The organism is Flavobacterium sp. (assembly GCF_046153165.1).
In the GTDB taxonomy this organism is placed as follows: Bacteria; Bacteroidota; Bacteroidia; order Flavobacteriales; family Flavobacteriaceae; genus Flavobacterium.
In genome coordinates, this window is sequence record NZ_JBJXEN010000119.1 from 1 (window position 1) to 17,108 (window position 17,108).

17 protein-coding genes are annotated in these 17,108 nt (G+C 31.2%); 8 read left to right on the forward strand and 9 right to left on the reverse strand.

Annotated elements, in window-relative coordinates; translation table 11 throughout:
• From ACKVOV_RS13770 to ACKVOV_RS13790, 5 genes are all read left to right on the forward strand, one after another.
• Positions 1-202, forward strand: a 202-nt coding sequence (locus tag ACKVOV_RS13770; protein ID WP_409207333.1) for a 3-methyl-2-oxobutanoate hydroxymethyltransferase, incomplete at its 5' end; no start/stop codon positions are given.
• Between the two features lie 21 nt (positions 203-223).
• On the forward strand, positions 224-919 hold the full coding sequence (locus ACKVOV_RS13775) for an RluA family pseudouridine synthase (RefSeq protein WP_409207334.1): 696 nt from the start codon (positions 224-226) through the stop codon (positions 917-919).
• A 27-nt stretch (positions 920-946) separates the two neighbouring features.
• Positions 947-2,275 carry an aldehyde dehydrogenase gene (locus tag ACKVOV_RS13780; protein ID WP_409207335.1) on the forward strand — a complete coding sequence of 443 codons (1,329 nt, stop codon included), beginning with the start codon at positions 947-949 and terminating at the stop codon, positions 2,273-2,275.
• A complete protein-coding gene (locus ACKVOV_RS13785; protein ID WP_409207336.1) occupies positions 2,266-3,003 on the forward strand; it encodes a nitroreductase family protein in 738 nt (245 codons plus the stop codon). The genes ACKVOV_RS13780 and ACKVOV_RS13785 overlap by 10 nt, the downstream gene beginning before the upstream one ends.
• Positions 3,004-3,012: 9 nt before the next feature.
• A complete protein-coding gene (locus ACKVOV_RS13790) occupies positions 3,013-3,762 on the forward strand; it encodes a hypothetical protein (RefSeq protein ID WP_409207337.1) in 750 nt (249 codons plus the stop codon).
• Between the two features lie 129 nt (positions 3,763-3,891).
• Here the strand turns inward: ACKVOV_RS13790 and ACKVOV_RS13795 are convergent, their stop codons facing one another.
• Positions 3,892-5,076 carry a hypothetical protein gene (locus tag ACKVOV_RS13795; RefSeq protein WP_409207338.1) on the reverse strand — a complete coding sequence of 395 codons (1,185 nt, stop codon included), beginning with the start codon at positions 5,074-5,076 and terminating at the stop codon, positions 3,892-3,894.
• Between the two features lie 188 nt (positions 5,077-5,264).
• The gene (fahA, locus tag ACKVOV_RS13800) at positions 5,265-6,548 is read right to left on the reverse strand and encodes a fumarylacetoacetase (RefSeq protein WP_409207339.1); all 1,284 of its coding nucleotides are present in this window, start codon (positions 6,546-6,548) and stop codon (positions 5,265-5,267) included.
• Positions 6,549-6,658: 110 nt separating this feature from the next.
• On the opposite strand from fahA, the gene glyA reads away from it, so the two are divergent.
• The gene (glyA, locus tag ACKVOV_RS13805; RefSeq protein ID WP_409207340.1) at positions 6,659-7,933 is read left to right on the forward strand and encodes a serine hydroxymethyltransferase; all 1,275 of its coding nucleotides are present in this window, start codon (positions 6,659-6,661) and stop codon (positions 7,931-7,933) included.
• A gap of 70 nt (positions 7,934-8,003) precedes the next feature.
• Here the strand turns inward: glyA and ACKVOV_RS13810 are convergent, their stop codons facing one another.
• Together ACKVOV_RS13810 and ACKVOV_RS13815 are read right to left on the reverse strand one after the other, a co-directional pair.
• Complete coding sequence (locus ACKVOV_RS13810) at positions 8,004-8,552, reverse strand: hypothetical protein (RefSeq protein WP_409207341.1); 549 nt, start codon at positions 8,550-8,552, stop codon at positions 8,004-8,006.
• A 15-nt stretch (positions 8,553-8,567) separates the two neighbouring features.
• Entirely contained in the window at positions 8,568-9,509 is a 942-nt protein-coding gene (locus ACKVOV_RS13815; RefSeq protein ID WP_409207342.1) for an OmpA family protein, read from the reverse strand.
• Positions 9,510-9,581: 72 nt separating this feature from the next.
• Here ACKVOV_RS13815 and ACKVOV_RS13820 point away from each other — a divergent pair, with 72 nt between their 5' ends.
• A complete protein-coding gene (locus tag ACKVOV_RS13820; RefSeq protein WP_409207343.1) occupies positions 9,582-12,611 on the forward strand; it encodes a M4 family metallopeptidase in 3,030 nt (1,009 codons plus the stop codon).
• Between the two features lie 745 nt (positions 12,612-13,356).
• Here ACKVOV_RS13820 and ACKVOV_RS13825 read toward each other — a convergent pair.
• From ACKVOV_RS13825 to ACKVOV_RS13840, 4 genes are all read right to left on the reverse strand, one after another.
• Positions 13,357-13,941: a hypothetical protein gene (locus ACKVOV_RS13825; RefSeq protein WP_409207344.1), complete on the reverse strand. Its 585-nt coding sequence runs from the start codon at positions 13,939-13,941 to the stop codon at positions 13,357-13,359.
• A gap of 291 nt (positions 13,942-14,232) precedes the next feature.
• Positions 14,233-14,511, reverse strand: a complete 279-nt coding sequence (locus tag ACKVOV_RS13830) for a hypothetical protein (protein WP_409207345.1) — start codon at positions 14,509-14,511, stop codon at positions 14,233-14,235.
• 69 nt (positions 14,512-14,580) lie between these two features.
• Positions 14,581-14,724 (reverse strand): hypothetical protein, encoded by a 144-nt coding sequence (locus ACKVOV_RS13835; protein ID WP_409207346.1) that lies wholly within the window; start codon positions 14,722-14,724, stop codon positions 14,581-14,583.
• 4 nt (positions 14,725-14,728) lie between these two features.
• The gene (locus ACKVOV_RS13840; RefSeq protein ID WP_409207347.1) at positions 14,729-15,544 is read right to left on the reverse strand and encodes an SDR family oxidoreductase; all 816 of its coding nucleotides are present in this window, start codon (positions 15,542-15,544) and stop codon (positions 14,729-14,731) included.
• A gap of 97 nt (positions 15,545-15,641) precedes the next feature.
• Here ACKVOV_RS13840 and ACKVOV_RS13845 point away from each other — a divergent pair, with 97 nt between their 5' ends.
• Positions 15,642-16,007: a MerR family transcriptional regulator gene (locus ACKVOV_RS13845; protein WP_409207348.1), complete on the forward strand. Its 366-nt coding sequence runs from the start codon at positions 15,642-15,644 to the stop codon at positions 16,005-16,007.
• Positions 16,008-16,200: 193 nt separating this feature from the next.
• On the opposite strand, the gene ACKVOV_RS13850 is transcribed toward ACKVOV_RS13845, so the two are convergent.
• Positions 16,201-16,902: a hypothetical protein gene (locus ACKVOV_RS13850; RefSeq protein WP_409207349.1), complete on the reverse strand. Its 702-nt coding sequence runs from the start codon at positions 16,900-16,902 to the stop codon at positions 16,201-16,203.
• Positions 16,903-17,108 lie beyond the last annotated feature (206 nt).

The following is a 17,108-nucleotide window of genomic DNA, read 5'->3' on the forward strand; positions in this document are numbered from 1 at the left end:
ATCTGTAATTGGTATTGGAGCTGGTGGCGGAGTCGACGGACAAGTTTTAGTAATACATGACATGTTAGGTATGAACAACGAATTTAGTCCAAGATTCTTAAGAAGGTATCTAGATTTATATGACCAAATGACAAAAGCCATAGGCAATTATGTTGCTGACGTGAAGAGTAAAGACTTCCCTAATGCTGGTGAACAATACTAGATAGCAGATTTTAGTTAACAAATGGCAGAAAAAATAGTTTCAACCAAAAACAACCTTCAAATGCTTCATGAAGACAATCACATTATTGTGGTAAATAAGCGTGTGGGCGATATTGTACAAGGTGACAAAACAGGTGACAAACCGTTATCGGAAGTTGTAAAAGAATACATTAAAGATAAATATAACAAACCTGGAGAAGTTTTTTTAGGTGTTGTACACAGATTAGACAGACCAACAACTGGAATTGTAGTTTTTGCTAGAACAAGTAAAGCTTTAACTCGGCTAAACGAAATGTTCAGCAACCGAGAAACTCAAAAGACATACTGGGCAGTTGTAAAAAAGAAACCAGCAAAAAGTGAGGATAAATTGATTCATTATCTAAAAAGAAATGAAAAAAACAACACTTCAAAAGCACATCTCAAAGAAGTTCCTGAAAGTAAATTGGCTTCCTTAGATTATAAAATTATAAAGGAATTAAACAACTATTTTGCTTTAGAAATTAATCTTCATACTGGGAGACATCATCAAATTAGAGCACAACTTTCTGCCATTGGTTCTCCTATAAAAGGAGATTTGAAATATGGTTTTGATCGAAGTAATCCTGACGGAGGAATACATCTTCATGCCAGAAAATTAGTATTCACACATCCTGTTACTAAAGAAAAAATAGAAATTGTTGCACCAATTCCTGAAGATGTTATTTGGAAATCTATTTAATTCTTATCTTTAGCTAAAAATATTTAGATGAATAATTTACCTTCCATTTCTGAAAGAAAAGAAGCCTTAAAAAAGCTCCTTAAAAGTATTATCATTCACGAAGAAGAAATTCTTGAAGCATTATATAAAGATTTTAAAAAACCAAAATTTGAAGGGGTTGTTACCGAAACATCTTATATCATTTCGGAACTAAGAAACACTATCAATAAAATAGATTCTTGGAGCAAGCCTAAATGGGTTTTCCCTTCACTTCTAAATTTTCCTTCATCGGATTATATATATAGTGAACCTTACGGAAAAGTACTTATTATTTCCCCATGGAATTATCCTTTTCAACTAGCCATCAGTCCACTTATTGCAGCAGTGGCAGCGGGGAATAAAGTAACGCTTAAACCATCGGAACTCACACCTTATACCTCAGCTATAATTTCAAAAATTATCCGAGAATCGTTTGAAGTAAAACATGTGGTGGCAGTAACAGGCGATCATACCATTGCTCAAGATTTACTAAAAAAACGTTGGGATTATATTTTCTTTACTGGAAGTGTTCCTGTTGGAAAAATTGTTGCAAAAGCCGCGGCCGAAAACCTAACACCAGTAACGCTAGAATTAGGCGGAAAAAATCCATGTATTGTAGATGAAACTGCTAATCTTCCACTTGCTGCAAAACGCATCATTTGGGGTAAAATTCTAAATGCTGGACAAACCTGTATTGCACCCGATTATATATTGGTTCATTATAAAATGAAACCTAAACTTGTACAATACTTAATTGAAGAAATAAAAAATGCTTTGGGCGAAAACCCACAAGAATCTGAAGATTTTGCTAGAATTATCAACCTCAAAAATTGGGAAAGACAATTAAGTTTAATCGAAAATCAGCCTATTCTTTTTGGAGGAGAATCTAACAGAAGTGATTTTTACCTCTCTCCTACACTACTTGACGAACCTAGTTTAGATAGTCCAGTGATGAAAGATGAAATTTTTGGACCTATTTTACCTATACTTTCTTATGAATCTAAATCAGATATTGAAAGAATTATTTCGAAATACGAAAAACCGTTATCTCTATTTATTTTTTCAGAAAACAAATCATTTATTAAAGAAGTTCTAACTAAATATTCTTTTGGAGGCGGCTGTGTAAATGATACTATTATTCATTTCTCCAATAGTCGTTTGCCTTTTGGTGGTGTTGGTCATAGCGGAATTGGAGCTTATCACGGAAAACTGAGTTTTGATACTTTTTCACATAAAAAAGCAATTGTAAAAAAAGGCAATTGGCTAGATTTACCACTAAGATATGCCCCATACAAAAACAAGCTGAAACTAATAAAAAGAATTTTAGGATGGTTATAAATGAAGAAAAAACGATAAGTGAAGCTATCAAATATAGAAGATCTGTTAGAGTTTTTAAGAAAGAAGCAATCGACGAGCAAAAAGTTAAAGATTGTATTCAACTAGGATCATTAGCAGCAACTAGTAGTAATATGCAACTTTGGGGATTTTACCATATTACTTCCCCTGAAATATTACAAAAACTTACCATCGCTTGTTTAGATCAAAATGCAGCAAAAACAGCACGACAAATTGTTGTAATTGTAGCTAGAAAAGATTTATGGAAAAAGAGAGTTCAATCAAATATTGAATTTCTAAAATCTCAATATGGTAATAAACCAGAATCTGAATATTCAAAAAGAGAAAAATTTGCGCTTAATTATTATAAAAAAATTGTTCCTACAATATACCTTGACTTCTTAGGAATTTTAGGTGCTATAAAATTTATGTTATTTCAAATTATTGGCTTATTTAAACCCATTTATAGACAAACGCGACAAAGTGATATGAGAATTGTTGCTCACAAAAGCGCTGGATTAGCTGCTCAAAATTTTATGATTAGTATGGCTGCTATAAATTATGACACCTGTCCTATGGAAGGTTTTGACTCATTACGAGTGAAAAAAATATTAAAATTACCTTCATCATCAGAAATAAATATGATTATTGGTTGTGGTATTCGAGATGAAAACGGAATATATGGTGAACGTTTTAGAATCCCATTTAACGAAATCTATTATAAAATATAAATTAAAAATATGACAAACGAGAAACCACAAAACGAAGAAATGAATAATATCAAAAAAACTTTAGATCTAGGAGAAACAATCAATGAAGCTTTTGAAATCTGGAAAAAAACTGCACTTATAGGAGGATTAGGTTTTATCTTTCTAATGCTTATTTTAACCATGTTAGCAGTAACTGGGATTGGTTATTTTTTCGAAGCTGATAAACTTCCTGAACTGATGAGAAATTTTAACCCCGAAACATTATCAATAAATGGAATGTTAATTTATTTTGCTATCGTTATCGGTTTTACAGTACTTATAAGTCCTTTTGTAGCGGGAATGCTAAAAATGGCTCATGATGCGGATAATGATCAAGAAGTTACTTTTTCTTCGATATATTATTATGTAAACAGCCCACAATTTTTAGATATTGTATTAGCAACAACCGTAATTTCATTATTTTCGGTAGGATTAAATATGTTGTTAAAACAACTTTTACCAAACACATTAGGAGATATATTTGGATTTGTAACCTCATACACAACGTCTATACTTACATTTATTGCAATACCTTTAGTTATTTTTAAAAGTTTAAATTTTATAGATGCTATCAAGCTAAGTTGTACGAGAATCTTAAATAACTTTTTTATCGTTTTATTATTAATGATTATAGCTGGAATATTTTCAGTAGTTGGAATAGTTGCCTTGTGTATTGGTTTATTTTTTACAATACCCTTTGCTTATGCAATGCAATATAGTATCTACAAAAGATTATCATAAAAACTAAAGTAGTTATTATAATAAGAAAGACTTATTAATATCATTATATTTTAAAATATTAAAACCTAGAAGTCAACTTTAAAGTTCACTTCTAGGTTTTTTTTTATATTATAAAATTTAAAAAACTAATTATCTTCTAAATCTATTTCTTGTAATTACATCTTTCAATTTAGATTTTAAATCCTCTCCAGAATCGTAAACCATTTGATCATTACTAGGAAACGGAATAGCGCGTTTGTTAAAATATGGCATATAACTTTCGTCACAAGCATTTCTATCTCCATTATAAGTTGAATAAATATTTTCGAAAACAAACTCACTTGTTATAGGAAAAGCTTCGATTAGTTGATTATTTCTAAAATCGATATAATCTACTTTAGCAGTAACTTGACAAGATTTAAACTGTTTAAATTCATAAATATCTACTCGAATAGTCTTAAAATTATCTACTTTTATAGGATGTCCTAAGCTATCTTTTACCACATTTCCATGAGAATCTAGAAGTATTTTTACACCATCTTTAATTTGTTTTTCTTTAATAAATTCTTTCTCTTTAATTTGTTCTGGAGAAATATTTATCTGACGAAAATTTACAATCAATCCGTAATCGTAGCTAATATTTTTTTGTTTGTTACTATGATAAACTGTCCATTTATCATTTAGTCCATACGTACTAAAATCTAATAAATCATCTTGCAAACGAGTTGGAATAATCATATTAGTTTCATTTTTTGTATAAACGCTTACAAAATCAGTTCCTTTTAGTTGAGCCTCATCCATAAGTACCTTCACATCCTTATACCCTGGATTTAAACTCTCTAAGTAAGCTAAATCATCATATGCCTTTCTAAAATCCATTTTATTATTAGATTTTAAAAGTTTTGTCGCATTATCATATAAATATTTAGACAATGCATTTTTGCTATTTACAATCTGGTCGGCATAATTATCTAGAGGAAAAAAGGCATTTCTTCCTTCTTTAAGTAATTGCAATGGTAACAAAGGACGAATACGTTCTTGACGGTTATTTAATTGTAAATAAGTATTATATATTCGCTCTAAATTTGCAGGATTAGCATCTTTAGCTAACATATCTATATTACGTAAATCACGATCTTTGGCTTTAGCAAAAGCCTCTTCAAGCAAATAAACATAATCTTGTTTTCCTTTTGAATCTTTTTTTGTTCGTAATGATTCGACTGCGCGATTTATAGCACTATCATAATCACCATCACTTAATAGCGATTGTGTTTTTTTTACGCCACAAGAAAAAGCAAGAAATAAAACAAGAAATAGTAGTGTAATTTTTTTCATAAATTTAGTTTTAGTTAGACAAATATAATTTTTTTGAAGCTATTTCCAGCTATTCACTATATCTTTTACTTTCTAAAGAAAAAAGTAAAAGGATATCGTTCCTATCTGGGCTAAATAAGGCAAACATCGAGCCAAAAAAAACTCCGAATTAGATTTCGGAGTTTTTTTATTTTTCTAAAAGTAATGGATTACTTCATTTTATTTGCAGGCAATAATTTACTAGAAACTTCTCCAAAACCAATTCTTATTTGGTCATTTTTACAAAACCCTTTCATAATTACAGTATCACCGTCATTTATAAATTTTCTTTCGGAACCATCTTTCATCTTAATAGGATTTTTTCCACCCCAAGTTAATTCCAACATCGAACCAAAACTATCTTCGGTAGGTCCAGAAATTGTACCAGAACCCATCATGTCTCCCGAATTAACTCGGCAACCATTACTGGTGTGATGTGCTAACTGCTGACTCATTGTCCAGTACATATACTTATAATTCGATTTAGAAACTACGGTAGCTTCAGTATTTTCAGGAGCAATTGATACTTCTAGATTAATATCGAACGAATGTTTTCCTTTTTGTTGCAAGTAAGCAAGAGGCGTAGGTTCTTGTTTAGGGCTTTCTACTCTAAATGGTTCTAGGGCATCCATAGTTACTATCCAAGGAGAAATAGAGGAAGCAAAGTTTTTTGCTAAAAATGGACCAAGTGGTACATACTCCCATTTCTGAATATCTCGAGCACTCCAATCATTTAGTAAAACCATTCCAAAAATATACTCTTCTGCTTCATTTACAGGAATATTATCTCCCATTATATTAGCATCAGTTGTAATAAAAGCAGTTTCTAGTTCAAAATCTACTAATTTAGAAGGTCCAAAGACAGGTTGTGTTTCTCCATTTGGCAAAGTTTGTCCATTTGGTCTATGCACAGGAATTCCAGAAGGAATAATTGTAGAACTACGTCCGTGGTAACCTACAGGAATGTGCAACCAGTTAGGTAGCAAAGCATTTTCTGGATCACGAAACATTTTCCCAACATTTGTTGCATGTTCTTTACTTGAATAAAAATCTGTATAATCACCTATAAATACTGGAAGTTGCATTTCGACATCATCTATATTAAAAATAACAATATCACGATCTTTTTTACTATCTCTTAGCTTAGTATTGTTATTGTCAAAAATGTCTGCAATACGATTTCTAACCAATCTCCATGTTTTTTTTCCATCAGAAATAAAATCATTTAAGGTGTCTTGCATGAAAACATCATCTGTTAATTCTATTCCTTCAAAGTAATTTAATTGTTGCAAAGCACCTAAATCTATTGCGTAATCTCCAATTCTAGTTCCTACCGTTACTATATTTTCTTTAGTTAAAAAAACACCAAAAGGAATATTTTGTATCGGAAAATCAGTATCATCAGCTATGTTTAGCCATGATTTTCGAGTTGGATCGTTTGCTGTAATGGGCATATAATTGTGTTGTTTATTTGTTGATAATTCTTATACCAAATATATCATAAACTATTATTTTACCAAACGTTTTTTTGTATTTTTGTATGGAATTTAACTAAATAAAAAATATGTTACGCGACGAACAAATATTTGACCTAATTATTGAAGAACAAGACAGACAAATTCACGGTTTAGAGCTAATCGCTTCCGAAAATTTTGTAAGCGACCAAGTAATGGAAGCTGCAGGATCTGTATTAACAAATAAATATGCTGAAGGTTATCCTGGAAAAAGATATTACGGAGGTTGTGAAGTAGTCGATGTTATCGAGCAAATTGCTATAGATAGAGCAAAAGATTTGTTTGGTGCAGAATATGCAAATGTACAACCGCACTCAGGATCACAGGCTAACACAGCAGTTTTTGCAGCTTGTTTAAAACCTGGAGATAAAATTTTAGGTTTTGATCTATCTCATGGTGGTCACTTAACTCATGGTTCGCCAGTAAACTTTTCAGGAAAATTATATAGTCCATCTTTTTATGGTGTTGAACCTGAAACAGGAGTTTTAAATTATGATAAAATACAAGAAATTGCAACAAAAGAACAACCAAAACTAATCATTGCTGGAGCATCTGCTTATTCTCGTGATATGGATTTTGAGCGTTTTCGTAAAATTGCAGATTCAGTTGGTGCACTTTTAATGGCTGACATTTCGCATCCAGCGGGATTAATAGCTAAAGGATTAATGAATGACCCAATTCCCCACTGTCATATTGTAACAACTACAACACACAAAACACTTCGTGGACCTCGTGGCGGACTAATTTTAATGGGGAAAGATTTTGAAAATCCTTGGGGACTGACAACACCAAAAGGAGAAATACGAATGATGTCACACGTTTTAGACATGTCTGTTTTTCCTGGAAATCAAGGTGGTCCTTTAGAGCATATTATTGCAGCAAAAGCAGTAGCATTTGGAGAAGCTTTAACAGATGAGTTTTTCAGATATGCTATGCAAGTACAAAAAAATGCTAAAGCTATGGCGGCGGCTTTCGTAAAAAGAGGTTATAATATTATCTCTGGAGGTACTGACAATCACATGATGTTAATCGATTTAAGAAATAAAAATATTTCTGGAAAAGAAGCTGAAAATGCCTTAGTTAAAGCAGAAATTACTGTAAACAAAAATATGGTTCCATTTGATGATAAATCACCATTTGTAACTTCTGGAATTCGAGTAGGAACACCTGCTATTACAACTCGTGGTTTATTAGAAGATGATATGGAAACTATCGTATCTTTTATTGATAAGGTAATTATGAATCACACTAATGAAGAAATACTTGAACAAGTTGCTGACGAAGTAAACGAAATGATGGGAGAAAGAGCCATTTTCGTATTCTAAATTAGAATATTTCTTATAGAAAACCACGCTTTTTTGGCGTGGTTTTTTTATACTTCTTTAAAATTACTAGCTATTCTTTACCACCATCTAGTTTATTTTGCCAGTCTTTTAGTTCTTTCCATTTGCCTTGATAAGCCAGTAGTGATTGTTTTGCCCATGTTCCTGGATTGTGCATTGCAAACCTATCCCCTGCACTATCAAGTATTTCTTGTGATTTTTCTAAAGAAGTTTCTGACAATGCTTTCCAAGTTTTTATACCTGCATTGTGGTATAACTCTTCTATTTTTGGGCCAATACCTTCAACTATTTTCAAGTCATCTTTTTTTATCTTTTTACCGTAAACAGATAATGCTAAACTTGCATCAAACGGAATCGATATATCGGTTACAAATGATTGAATATTGCTACTTGACTTTAATTTAAGCAATTCTAAATCAGCTTGTAATGACGAAATGATTGCGTTAAGTTTTAATGTATTATGTCTACAATCATTTAAATCCTCTTGCAAGTTAACATATTCTGTATTACTTCCCCTAGAAGATATTTTTCCTAATAAATAGCCCAAAATCGCGCTAATAAGACCTACTATTACTGGTATTAAAAAACATGGTATATTCATAATATCAATTTTTATTTATTTCAAAGTGATAATTACCCTTCTATTTTTTGCTTTACCTTCAGTTGAATTATTATCAGATATTGGTTCATCTGGACCTTTAGAAGAACTAACTATTTTGTCTGCAGAAACTCCAGTTCTTATTAAATATTCTTTAGCAAAATCAGCTCGATTTTGACCAAGTTTAATATTTCTATCTCTATTGCCAACATTATCAGAATGTCCTACACAGCTTATTTTAGCATTAGAAACGTGATTCAGATAATTACTTAAATCTGCTATTTTCTGCCTTTCTTCACCAGCTAAATATATTTTTGTTTGATTTGTGTTAAAATATAAAATCAATGGATTTGAATTAATTTTTTGTTTAACACTATCCCATTCAATATTACTAACATTTGAATCTGATTTTTTAGCGTTAATTCTAAAACTCACAGCACAATGAATTGTATCATTAGAAATTTTCAAAGTATCTCGAACTTCTCCGCTGGTTTCTAAATAATCTGTCGCAATTCCCTTGGAAACAAAATAATTTTTAACATCATTTGCTCTTGCAATACCAAGATTAGAAAATATTGAAGTATTTTTTTCACTCCTTAATGAGTAACCAACAATATGTAATTTTTGATTGGGATTTTTATTGAAAAAATATTTTAATAGATTGATTCCAATATTTATAGAATCATGAATAGGTTTAACACTATTAAAATCATTATATAAAAAATTAAAGTTTTCATTACAAGAGTAATTAAAATCCGTCCCATTTAGTCTAAAACGGTTATGATTTCCTAACTCTTTACTATCCTTTTTTATTAAAACAGTATTTTTAATATTATCATTACAACAATTCTGACAACACAAATTATTATACAAAAGTGCTCCTAAAAGAATCGTTATTAAGATACCTAAAATATAAAACACTTGTTTAGACATAGTTAGTGACGTTATTAGTGTAATCAAATTTAATAAAAAAAAATAGAAATTAACATTTTTTTTATTAATATTGCATCAAACTACAAATTAAAATAAATAATGAAAAAAAAATACATCTTGTTATTAATGATAATAACATTATTTTCATCAGGCCTTTTTGCTCAAGTAAGTAAGATTAACCCTAGTGATCCACACCAAAAAACACTTAAATTAGAAAAAATAACTTCAAAAAAAGATGCTATTTCCGAATTTGGTAAAAAGTATAATTTAGATGAAAATAACACTTTTGTAGAAAATAAAGAAACTTCTGATTTTTCAGGAATGACACACCAACGCAACCAACAATATTATAAAGGTATAAAAGTTGAATTTGGTACAGCAATCACACATTCTCGTGATGGACAAGTAGAGACTGTAAATGGAGAATTATATGAAGTTAAAAATCTGAATATAAATCCAGCATTATCTGCAGAAAGTTGTTTCTTAAAAGCAATTAATTATTTGCCAGCGTCTAAATATGCATGGGAAGATGATGAAAATGTAAGAGCAGCAAATTACAAAAAACCTTCAGGAGAATTGGTTATTTTACCATTAATTAATACTGGAGATATTAAGTTGGCGTATAAATTTGATATTTTTTGTTCTACGCCTGTAGCAAGAGAAGAAATATATGTAGATGCAAACACAGGAAATCTTTTATTCAGAAATCCACTTATAAAACATGCTACTGGTCTTGTATCATCAAAACAAGCGGAAGCAATGTCTAAAAAAATTGAAGATATTACTGTAGGTTCAAAATCAGCATTTGCAACTTTAGTACCCTCAACAACTGCCGCAACTAGATATAACGGAACTCAAACTATAGAAACTACTTTTGTATCAGGTTCATATGTTTTAAATGACTTATCTAGAGGTGGTGGAGTAATGACTTATAATAGTGAAAACACCAATACAATGCCTTCTACTAATTTTATAGATGCAACCAATACTTGGAACTCTGGAAATTATACGTCAGGTAGTAGTACAAACGATAATGCTGCTTTAAGTGCACATTGGGGAGCTGAAGTGACTTACGATTTTTGGAAAAACATTATGGGAAGAAATAGTTTTGATGACAATAATGGTCAAATAAAAAACTATGTACATTTTAATAATACAAATCTAAGTGCTACAGGTTGGGATAACGCCAATTGGGATGGTGCTGAAATGCGCTATGGTGATGGTAATAGTTTCGATGTTTTAACAGCAATCGATGTAATTGGTCATGAAATTGGTCATGGAGTTTGTCAATACACAGCTGGTTTGGTATACGCAAATCAATCAGGAGCTATGAATGAAGGTTTTTCTGATATTTGGGGTACTTGTATTGAACAATATGGAACATTCGGTAACTTAAATGCCGCCACAGATACTGCATCTCCGGGAACTTCAGGTGTTTGGAAAATAGGAGAAAAATTAGCTGCTAGTCCATTACGTTCTATGAGTTATCCCTTAACACGTGGTAATCCAGATACTTTTTTAGGAACAAATTATACAGATACTCAAGACGATACAGGTATTTCTCCAGCTTGTACAACTCCTAATTCAAATACAAATGATAATTGTGGAGTACACAATAATAGTGGAGTTTTAAATCATTGGTTTTACCTTTTAACAGCTGGGTCATCGGGAACAAAAACAAATAACGCAAGTGTAGCAAATGGTGGTCCAGACACATATAATGTAACAGGAATAGGTATGACTAAAGCGGCTCAAATAGCATATTATGCAGAACGTGATTATTTAACAGCTAACGCGAAGTTTACCGATGCACGTAATGCTACGATTGCTGTTGCAAGTAGTCTTTATTGTGCAACAAGTCCTGAAGTTCAAGCTGTAACTAAAGCTTGGTTTGCAGTAAATGTAGGTGCTGATTATGTAGGACTAGCTAATGACGTTTCTCTGAAATTTTTAACAACAACTTCAAGTATTTCTTGTGGTAGCGCTTACTCATCTTCAATTGTTTTTGAAAATGCTGGTACAGCTAATATTACTTCAGTAACAGTATCATACACTATAGATGGTGGCGCTGCTGTAAACAGTACTTGGAACGGAACTTTAGCAAACTGTTCTACTCAAGCTTATCCTTTAACAATTACTGGTTTAACTCGTGGAACACATACTTTGAGTGTAACAACTACTATTGTTAGCGACGGTAATGCAACAAATAATACTAAAACTTCAATAATTACCGTAAATGATAATGGTACTGTGGGTACAACTAATACTTTCAATGCTACAACTGATGCTTTAGTTACATTGGATGCTTCTGGAAAAACAAGTACTGTCTGGGAAAGAGGAACACTTACAACTAAAACTAAACTAACTAATGCAATTGCTGGTTCTCAAGTTTATGCAACTAAATTAACCGCAGCTACTTACCCTGTTGGAGTTGAGTCATATTTAGTTTCTCAATGTTATAATATTTCTAATCTATCAAGTCCAACAGTAAGCTTTGACATGGCATTCGATTTAGAACCAAACTATGATTTCATAACTCTAGATTATTCAACAGATGGTGGAACTACTTGGAGCATTTTAGGTACAGCTGCAGATGTAAACTGGTATAACAGTGGTAGATTGCCAAGTACAACAGATTGTGATGCTTGCCCAGGAAAACAATGGACAGGAAATTATGCTACAGCCCCAACTGGAGGAACAGGAGTAAATGGTAATAAACGTAATTACTCACACTCATTATCTCCATTTGGTTCAGGAGGTGCAACACCAGCATCAAGTATGATGTTTAGATTTAATTTTTATTCTGATGGTGGAGTTGTTCAAGAAGGAGCATTTGTAGATAACTTTTTAGTTCAAGGTACACTATCTACTCAAGAAAATGAGTTTGAAAACTTTGGCGTTTATCCAAACCCATCAAACGGATTGTTTAATGTAGTTTTATCGACTTCAGACAAAGTAAATATTACTTTACATGATCTAAGAGGACGCTCTATATACAATGAAACATTCTCAAGTAATGGTTCGGTGTTTAACAAAGAACTTAATTTTAGCACATTATCTTCAGGTATTTATATGTTAAATGTAGAAAGTGAAGGTAAAAAAGCATCTAAGAAAATTATAATTAAATAAAAAAATAGTTAATTATATTAATTGAAATTAATTTTTCTAATTATGAGCCCGATATAATATTGGGCTCATTTTTTTTTATGACTAACTATAAAAAATAGACAAAGAATTTGTATTATAAAATGTACCTAAAACTCACTCAAAACCCACAATATGCAAAGTAAATAGTTAAAGTGAGAAGCAAAACTGTCGAACCAGTACTTAGAACACTGATTAATTTTACAAATATAAAGCGAGTAATCAAACAAGCCAATAATCATGTTTTGATCGTAGCTTTAGCATGCAAATTGAAAAAAAATTAAAAATTTATATTCGAAAAAAAAGAGGCCCAAGAAATTAGACAGAACATAGCATAGGAGATGCATAAGATTTTACATTTGCCAATCCAATGCCTGCAATTCCTAATCCAATTTGTTTTAACCAAAGTCTTCTTCTGTTTTCCATATTCCCTTTTTTTATTAGACTTTTAAAAAAAAGTTTGTTACAAAAGTGGAGTGTTAAAATTGCCACCAACGACAAGCGCACTTTGCGACGGCTTTGCTTTTGCAAAGCGCTAGTTAGGCGAAGTGCGCTTGTCGTTAGAGTGAAGTGGGCTGGAAGGCGCATTTCGCTCTAACGTCCCGCCGACTTCATGAAGTGGTGAACTTCGTGACTGTTTAATTTTCCACTAAGATAAAATTTAATAGCGAAATATAAATATGAATTTAGCAATATTCTCGCCATTTCTAGAAACCGCTATTAGAAGTAGTTATTTTATAAACTTTTCGTTAATTTCGTCTACAACAACATTAAATTCGTTTTCTGTAATAATATTTTCAGATTTTAACCATTTAATTTTATTCAATTCTGATTGTTTATCATTTTCATAATCAATATTAAAATAGTTATCTCTGTAATATTGTTTTCTGCGTTTAAATATTTCGTCAATAAACTCTTCTGCTTCTTCAATAGTTGGTTTATCATAAAGTATTCTGGTTATTTTTCCATCTTCAAGTCCAACAGAATAATATTTCATTTTTGTTAAATAATAATATACATAAGTTCCAATTCCAATAGCCAATGAAAGTGATATTACTATAAATGTTGTTTGTAAATCTGTTTTCGCAGTTAAAAAACCTCTTATTAAAGTTAATAGTGCGATTATTAACCCATATTTTAAAACGTTTGCTTTTCGCTTTGTATGAATTCGAACATTTTCTCTTGGAGAAATATTATCAAAGTTTATAAAAAATGAAAAATCACCATCTTTGTCAGTAAACTCAATTTCTAGACCTTTTTCTTTGAAAGTATATTTCTTTTTTAGTCCAAATGTTTTTTGAGTAAAAGAATTCATATTTTATTATAAAATATTGTTATTTAATATTTTGCGATATAATGACTGCTAACGTTCCCAGGCTTTACGTCTGTTGTGGACTAAATAAGCCGAAACTTTCAATTTTGCACTGATTTCAAAGATACAAAATAAACTTTAAATTAAGCCTTAAACCCGCAATAGCGTAAAACCTGTGTTAGAGCGAAATGCACCTTGCAGCCCACTTCACTCTAACGACAAGCGCACTTCGCCTAACTAGCGCTTTGCAAAAGCAAAGCCGTCGCAAAGCGCGCTTGTCGTTAGCAGAAGTTTTTATTTTGACAATGTTATTAATTGTTTTAAATATTCTGTTCCACGTTTTTCTGCAAAAAAATCTAATGAAAGCATTAAGCTTGCTTGAATAAATAGTCCAATTCCCAAGCCTTTCAAAATAGTTTGACCTGGGGAAACGAAAAACAAGATTAGTCCGCAAAGCATTAAAGCAAATTCTACATATCTATAAATGACAAAATTTTTCATAACAACATTCATTCGAGGAATTTCTTCGGTTTGTATTTTAAAAGGTTCTTTTTTCATCAAATTTTCTACCATTAAAATGTCTTTTGGGCTTCTAAAATAAACTGTCGAGCCTACTATAAGTTGTATCAACCCTACCAATACCTAAGGAATTGCTACTCCTTCGTAAAATGGTTCTTTTATGATGAACCAAAAATAAATTCCTAATGTAATAGCGATAATTCCAACACCAACGAAGAATAGGCTTTCAAATTTTTCTGCATTAAAATAGTCAGTTACAAATTTCATAGCATTAGTATTTAATTCCTTTTTCAACTTGACTACTTACCATTTTTGTAAACCAAGAAAGTGGTAACAACCAACGCATGAATAACAAAATTGGTCCTTGACCACCAACAGCATATCTCAAACGATTAGAATTGTCATTTGCTGCTTGCCAAACTTTTTTTGCTACAACTTCGCCTGTTGGTGCAGTTTTGTATGTGTCTAACATATTTCTGTGAGCTTGTTTGGTGTAGTTGTCATAATCTTTTGTTGAAACGAAGTCAATTGAATTTTCAAATTCTGTTTTAATAGCTCCTGGTTCAATATTCTTAACTTTGATATTGAATTGTTTTAATTCAAATTGTAAACTTTCCATAAACCCTTCCAAAGCCCATTTGGTGCTGTGATATACGCTATATAAAGGAAATGTAATAAGTCCACCCATAGAAGTTGTATTGATAATCATTCCTTTTTTGTTTACTCTGAAATATGGTAAAATGGCTTTCGTTACATTCATAACACCAAATACATTGGTGTCAAACTGTTTTTTTACCTGTTCGTTTGTCATTGCTTCAAATGCTCCAACTAAACCATAACCTGCATTGTTAAACAGCACATCAATAGTTCCAAATGTTGCAATTGTATCATCAATTGCCTGTTTTATACTGGACTCATTCATCACATCTAATGCAAATACTTTTAGGTTTGGATATTTCAATAAATTTTTTCCCTTTTCTGTTGTTCTCATCGTTGCGGAAACATTCCACCCTTTTTCGGCAAAATATATTGCAGTTAATTTTCCAATTCCTGTTGATGCACCTGTTATCAAAATTGTTTTACTCATTTTTTTATTTTTTATATTGAAATGCAAAAGTAAGTCATATATTTGCAACTATAAAGTATGAAGTATAGTTCATAGTATAAAAAAGTTATTAACAATTATGAAATTAATAAATCAGTTATCCAAAGAAACAGGTATTCCAATAGCAACAATAAGGTTTTACGAAAAATCCGGATTGTTTATGGGCAAGAAAAAATCTGATATAAAAAGCAATAATTATACTTATTACGATGATGAAGTAGTTGATAAGTTAGATTTGATAAGAGATGCAAAGTCTGTTGGTTTTACATTGTCTGAAATTAAAGAACTTATTGATGCTTGGTATAGCAAACGAATAACCAAAGAAAAGAAGTTGATGATTTTAGACAATAAATTGTTACAAATAGAAGAAAAAATCAATGAGTTAAAAGTAGTCAAAAAACAAATTGCTTTTCTCAAAAGTGAAGTCGAGAAATTTGATTGTTAGTTTGTCACACTTTCGTTGGTTTGCAGTTCTATAAAATTTCTGCTAACGTTCCCGCGCTACAAGCAGTTTGGGATTAAATTAAGCTCTATTTTCGGATTTGCCAAATCTTCCAAATACTAAACCAATTTCAACTTAAGCCTAATACCCAAATTGCTTGTAGCGTGTGTTACCAGCTGTTTTTTTTTACTGAATATTAATTAAATTTTTCGTAATATGTTTTTTCTTTACCCAAGTATACTTCTTCGGGTTCAAAACTTATAGGAAACAATTTCCGCCCTTTAATTAGTAACAATTTTGTCATCCAGCTTGACATTGCTAAATCAATTCCTTCATCACTTTCAGACGTGAGTAATTCTATATAATTTTTGTCAAGTTTGGGATAAAAGATTGTTTCAGTTAATTTTACTAAAGGCTCGCTTTTTAATTCTATTTCGAAAATATCTTTTATTTGGATTTTGTTAATTTTTATTTTAGGAATTACTAATGTCCCATTTTGGTCGGTTTTTAAATATTTTTCGTCATTTATTGACAAATAACATTCAAAATTTTCCGTTTTTTCTTCTCCTTTTTTTGATGCTCTTTGATACTTTACAACTATTTTAGTAGTTTTTGAATCTGAATTTTCGGTTTCAATTATTTCTGTTGGATGCGAAAAAAACACTTTATCTGGAGTTAATTTAAGTGTGTCTTTTACTTTCACATATTTACCTGTTAAAGTTCCACTTCCTAAAATATCTTGACTATAAATAAATTCAAAAGTACCGTTTATGTCAAATTTAAAAACAAAACAATTTGGTCCGTATTTACATATTTTATGTTTGAATTTGCCTTCTACTTGAGCATTTAAATTGAATGAAATCAAGAATATTGTTATTACTTTAAATACGTTCTTCATAATTCTTTTGTCATTCTGTTTTGGTAAACTAGCTGGTAACGACAAGCGCGCTTTGCGACGGCTTTGCTTTTGCAAAGCGCTAGTTAGGCGAAGTGCGCTTGTCGTTAGAGCGAAGTGGGCTGGAAGGCGCATTTCGCTCTAACGTTTCGCGGCTTCAAGAAGTGGCGATGAACCAAGACCAATCCTTCACAAATATAAACAAAACT

Bases quoted from the DNA above. Each gene is read 5' to 3' on its own strand.
- ACKVOV_RS13780 (WP_409207335.1), top strand. From the start codon at position 947: ATGAATAATTTACCTTCCATTTCTGAAAGAAAAGAAGCCTTAAAAAAG.
- ACKVOV_RS13785 (WP_409207336.1), top strand. From the start codon at position 2,266: ATGGTTATAAATGAAGAAAAAACGATAAGTGAAGCTATCAAATATAGA.
- ACKVOV_RS13775 (WP_409207334.1), top strand. From the start codon at position 224: ATGGCAGAAAAAATAGTTTCAACCAAAAACAACCTTCAAATGCTTCAT.
- ACKVOV_RS13845 (WP_409207348.1), top strand. From the start codon at position 15,642: ATGAAATTAATAAATCAGTTATCCAAAGAAACAGGTATTCCAATAGCA.
- ACKVOV_RS13825 (WP_409207344.1), bottom strand. From the start codon at position 13,941: ATGAATTCTTTTACTCAAAAAACATTTGGACTAAAAAAGAAATATACT.
- ACKVOV_RS13810 (WP_409207341.1), bottom strand. From the start codon at position 8,552: ATGAATATACCATGTTTTTTAATACCAGTAATAGTAGGTCTTATTAGC.
- ACKVOV_RS13790 (WP_409207337.1), top strand. From the start codon at position 3,013: ATGACAAACGAGAAACCACAAAACGAAGAAATGAATAATATCAAAAAA.
- ACKVOV_RS13795 (WP_409207338.1), bottom strand. From the start codon at position 5,076: ATGAAAAAAATTACACTACTATTTCTTGTTTTATTTCTTGCTTTTTCT.
- fahA (WP_409207339.1), bottom strand. From the start codon at position 6,548: ATGCCCATTACAGCAAACGATCCAACTCGAAAATCATGGCTAAACATA.
- ACKVOV_RS13820 (WP_409207343.1), top strand. From the start codon at position 9,582: ATGAAAAAAAAATACATCTTGTTATTAATGATAATAACATTATTTTCA.
- ACKVOV_RS13830 (WP_409207345.1), bottom strand. From the start codon at position 14,511: ATGGTAGAAAATTTGATGAAAAAAGAACCTTTTAAAATACAAACCGAA.
- ACKVOV_RS13850 (WP_409207349.1), bottom strand. From the start codon at position 16,902: ATGAAGAACGTATTTAAAGTAATAACAATATTCTTGATTTCATTCAAT.
- ACKVOV_RS13840 (WP_409207347.1), bottom strand. From the start codon at position 15,544: ATGAGTAAAACAATTTTGATAACAGGTGCATCAACAGGAATTGGAAAA.
- glyA (WP_409207340.1), top strand. From the start codon at position 6,659: ATGTTACGCGACGAACAAATATTTGACCTAATTATTGAAGAACAAGAC.
- ACKVOV_RS13835 (WP_409207346.1), bottom strand. From the start codon at position 14,724: ATGAAATTTGTAACTGACTATTTTAATGCAGAAAAATTTGAAAGCCTA.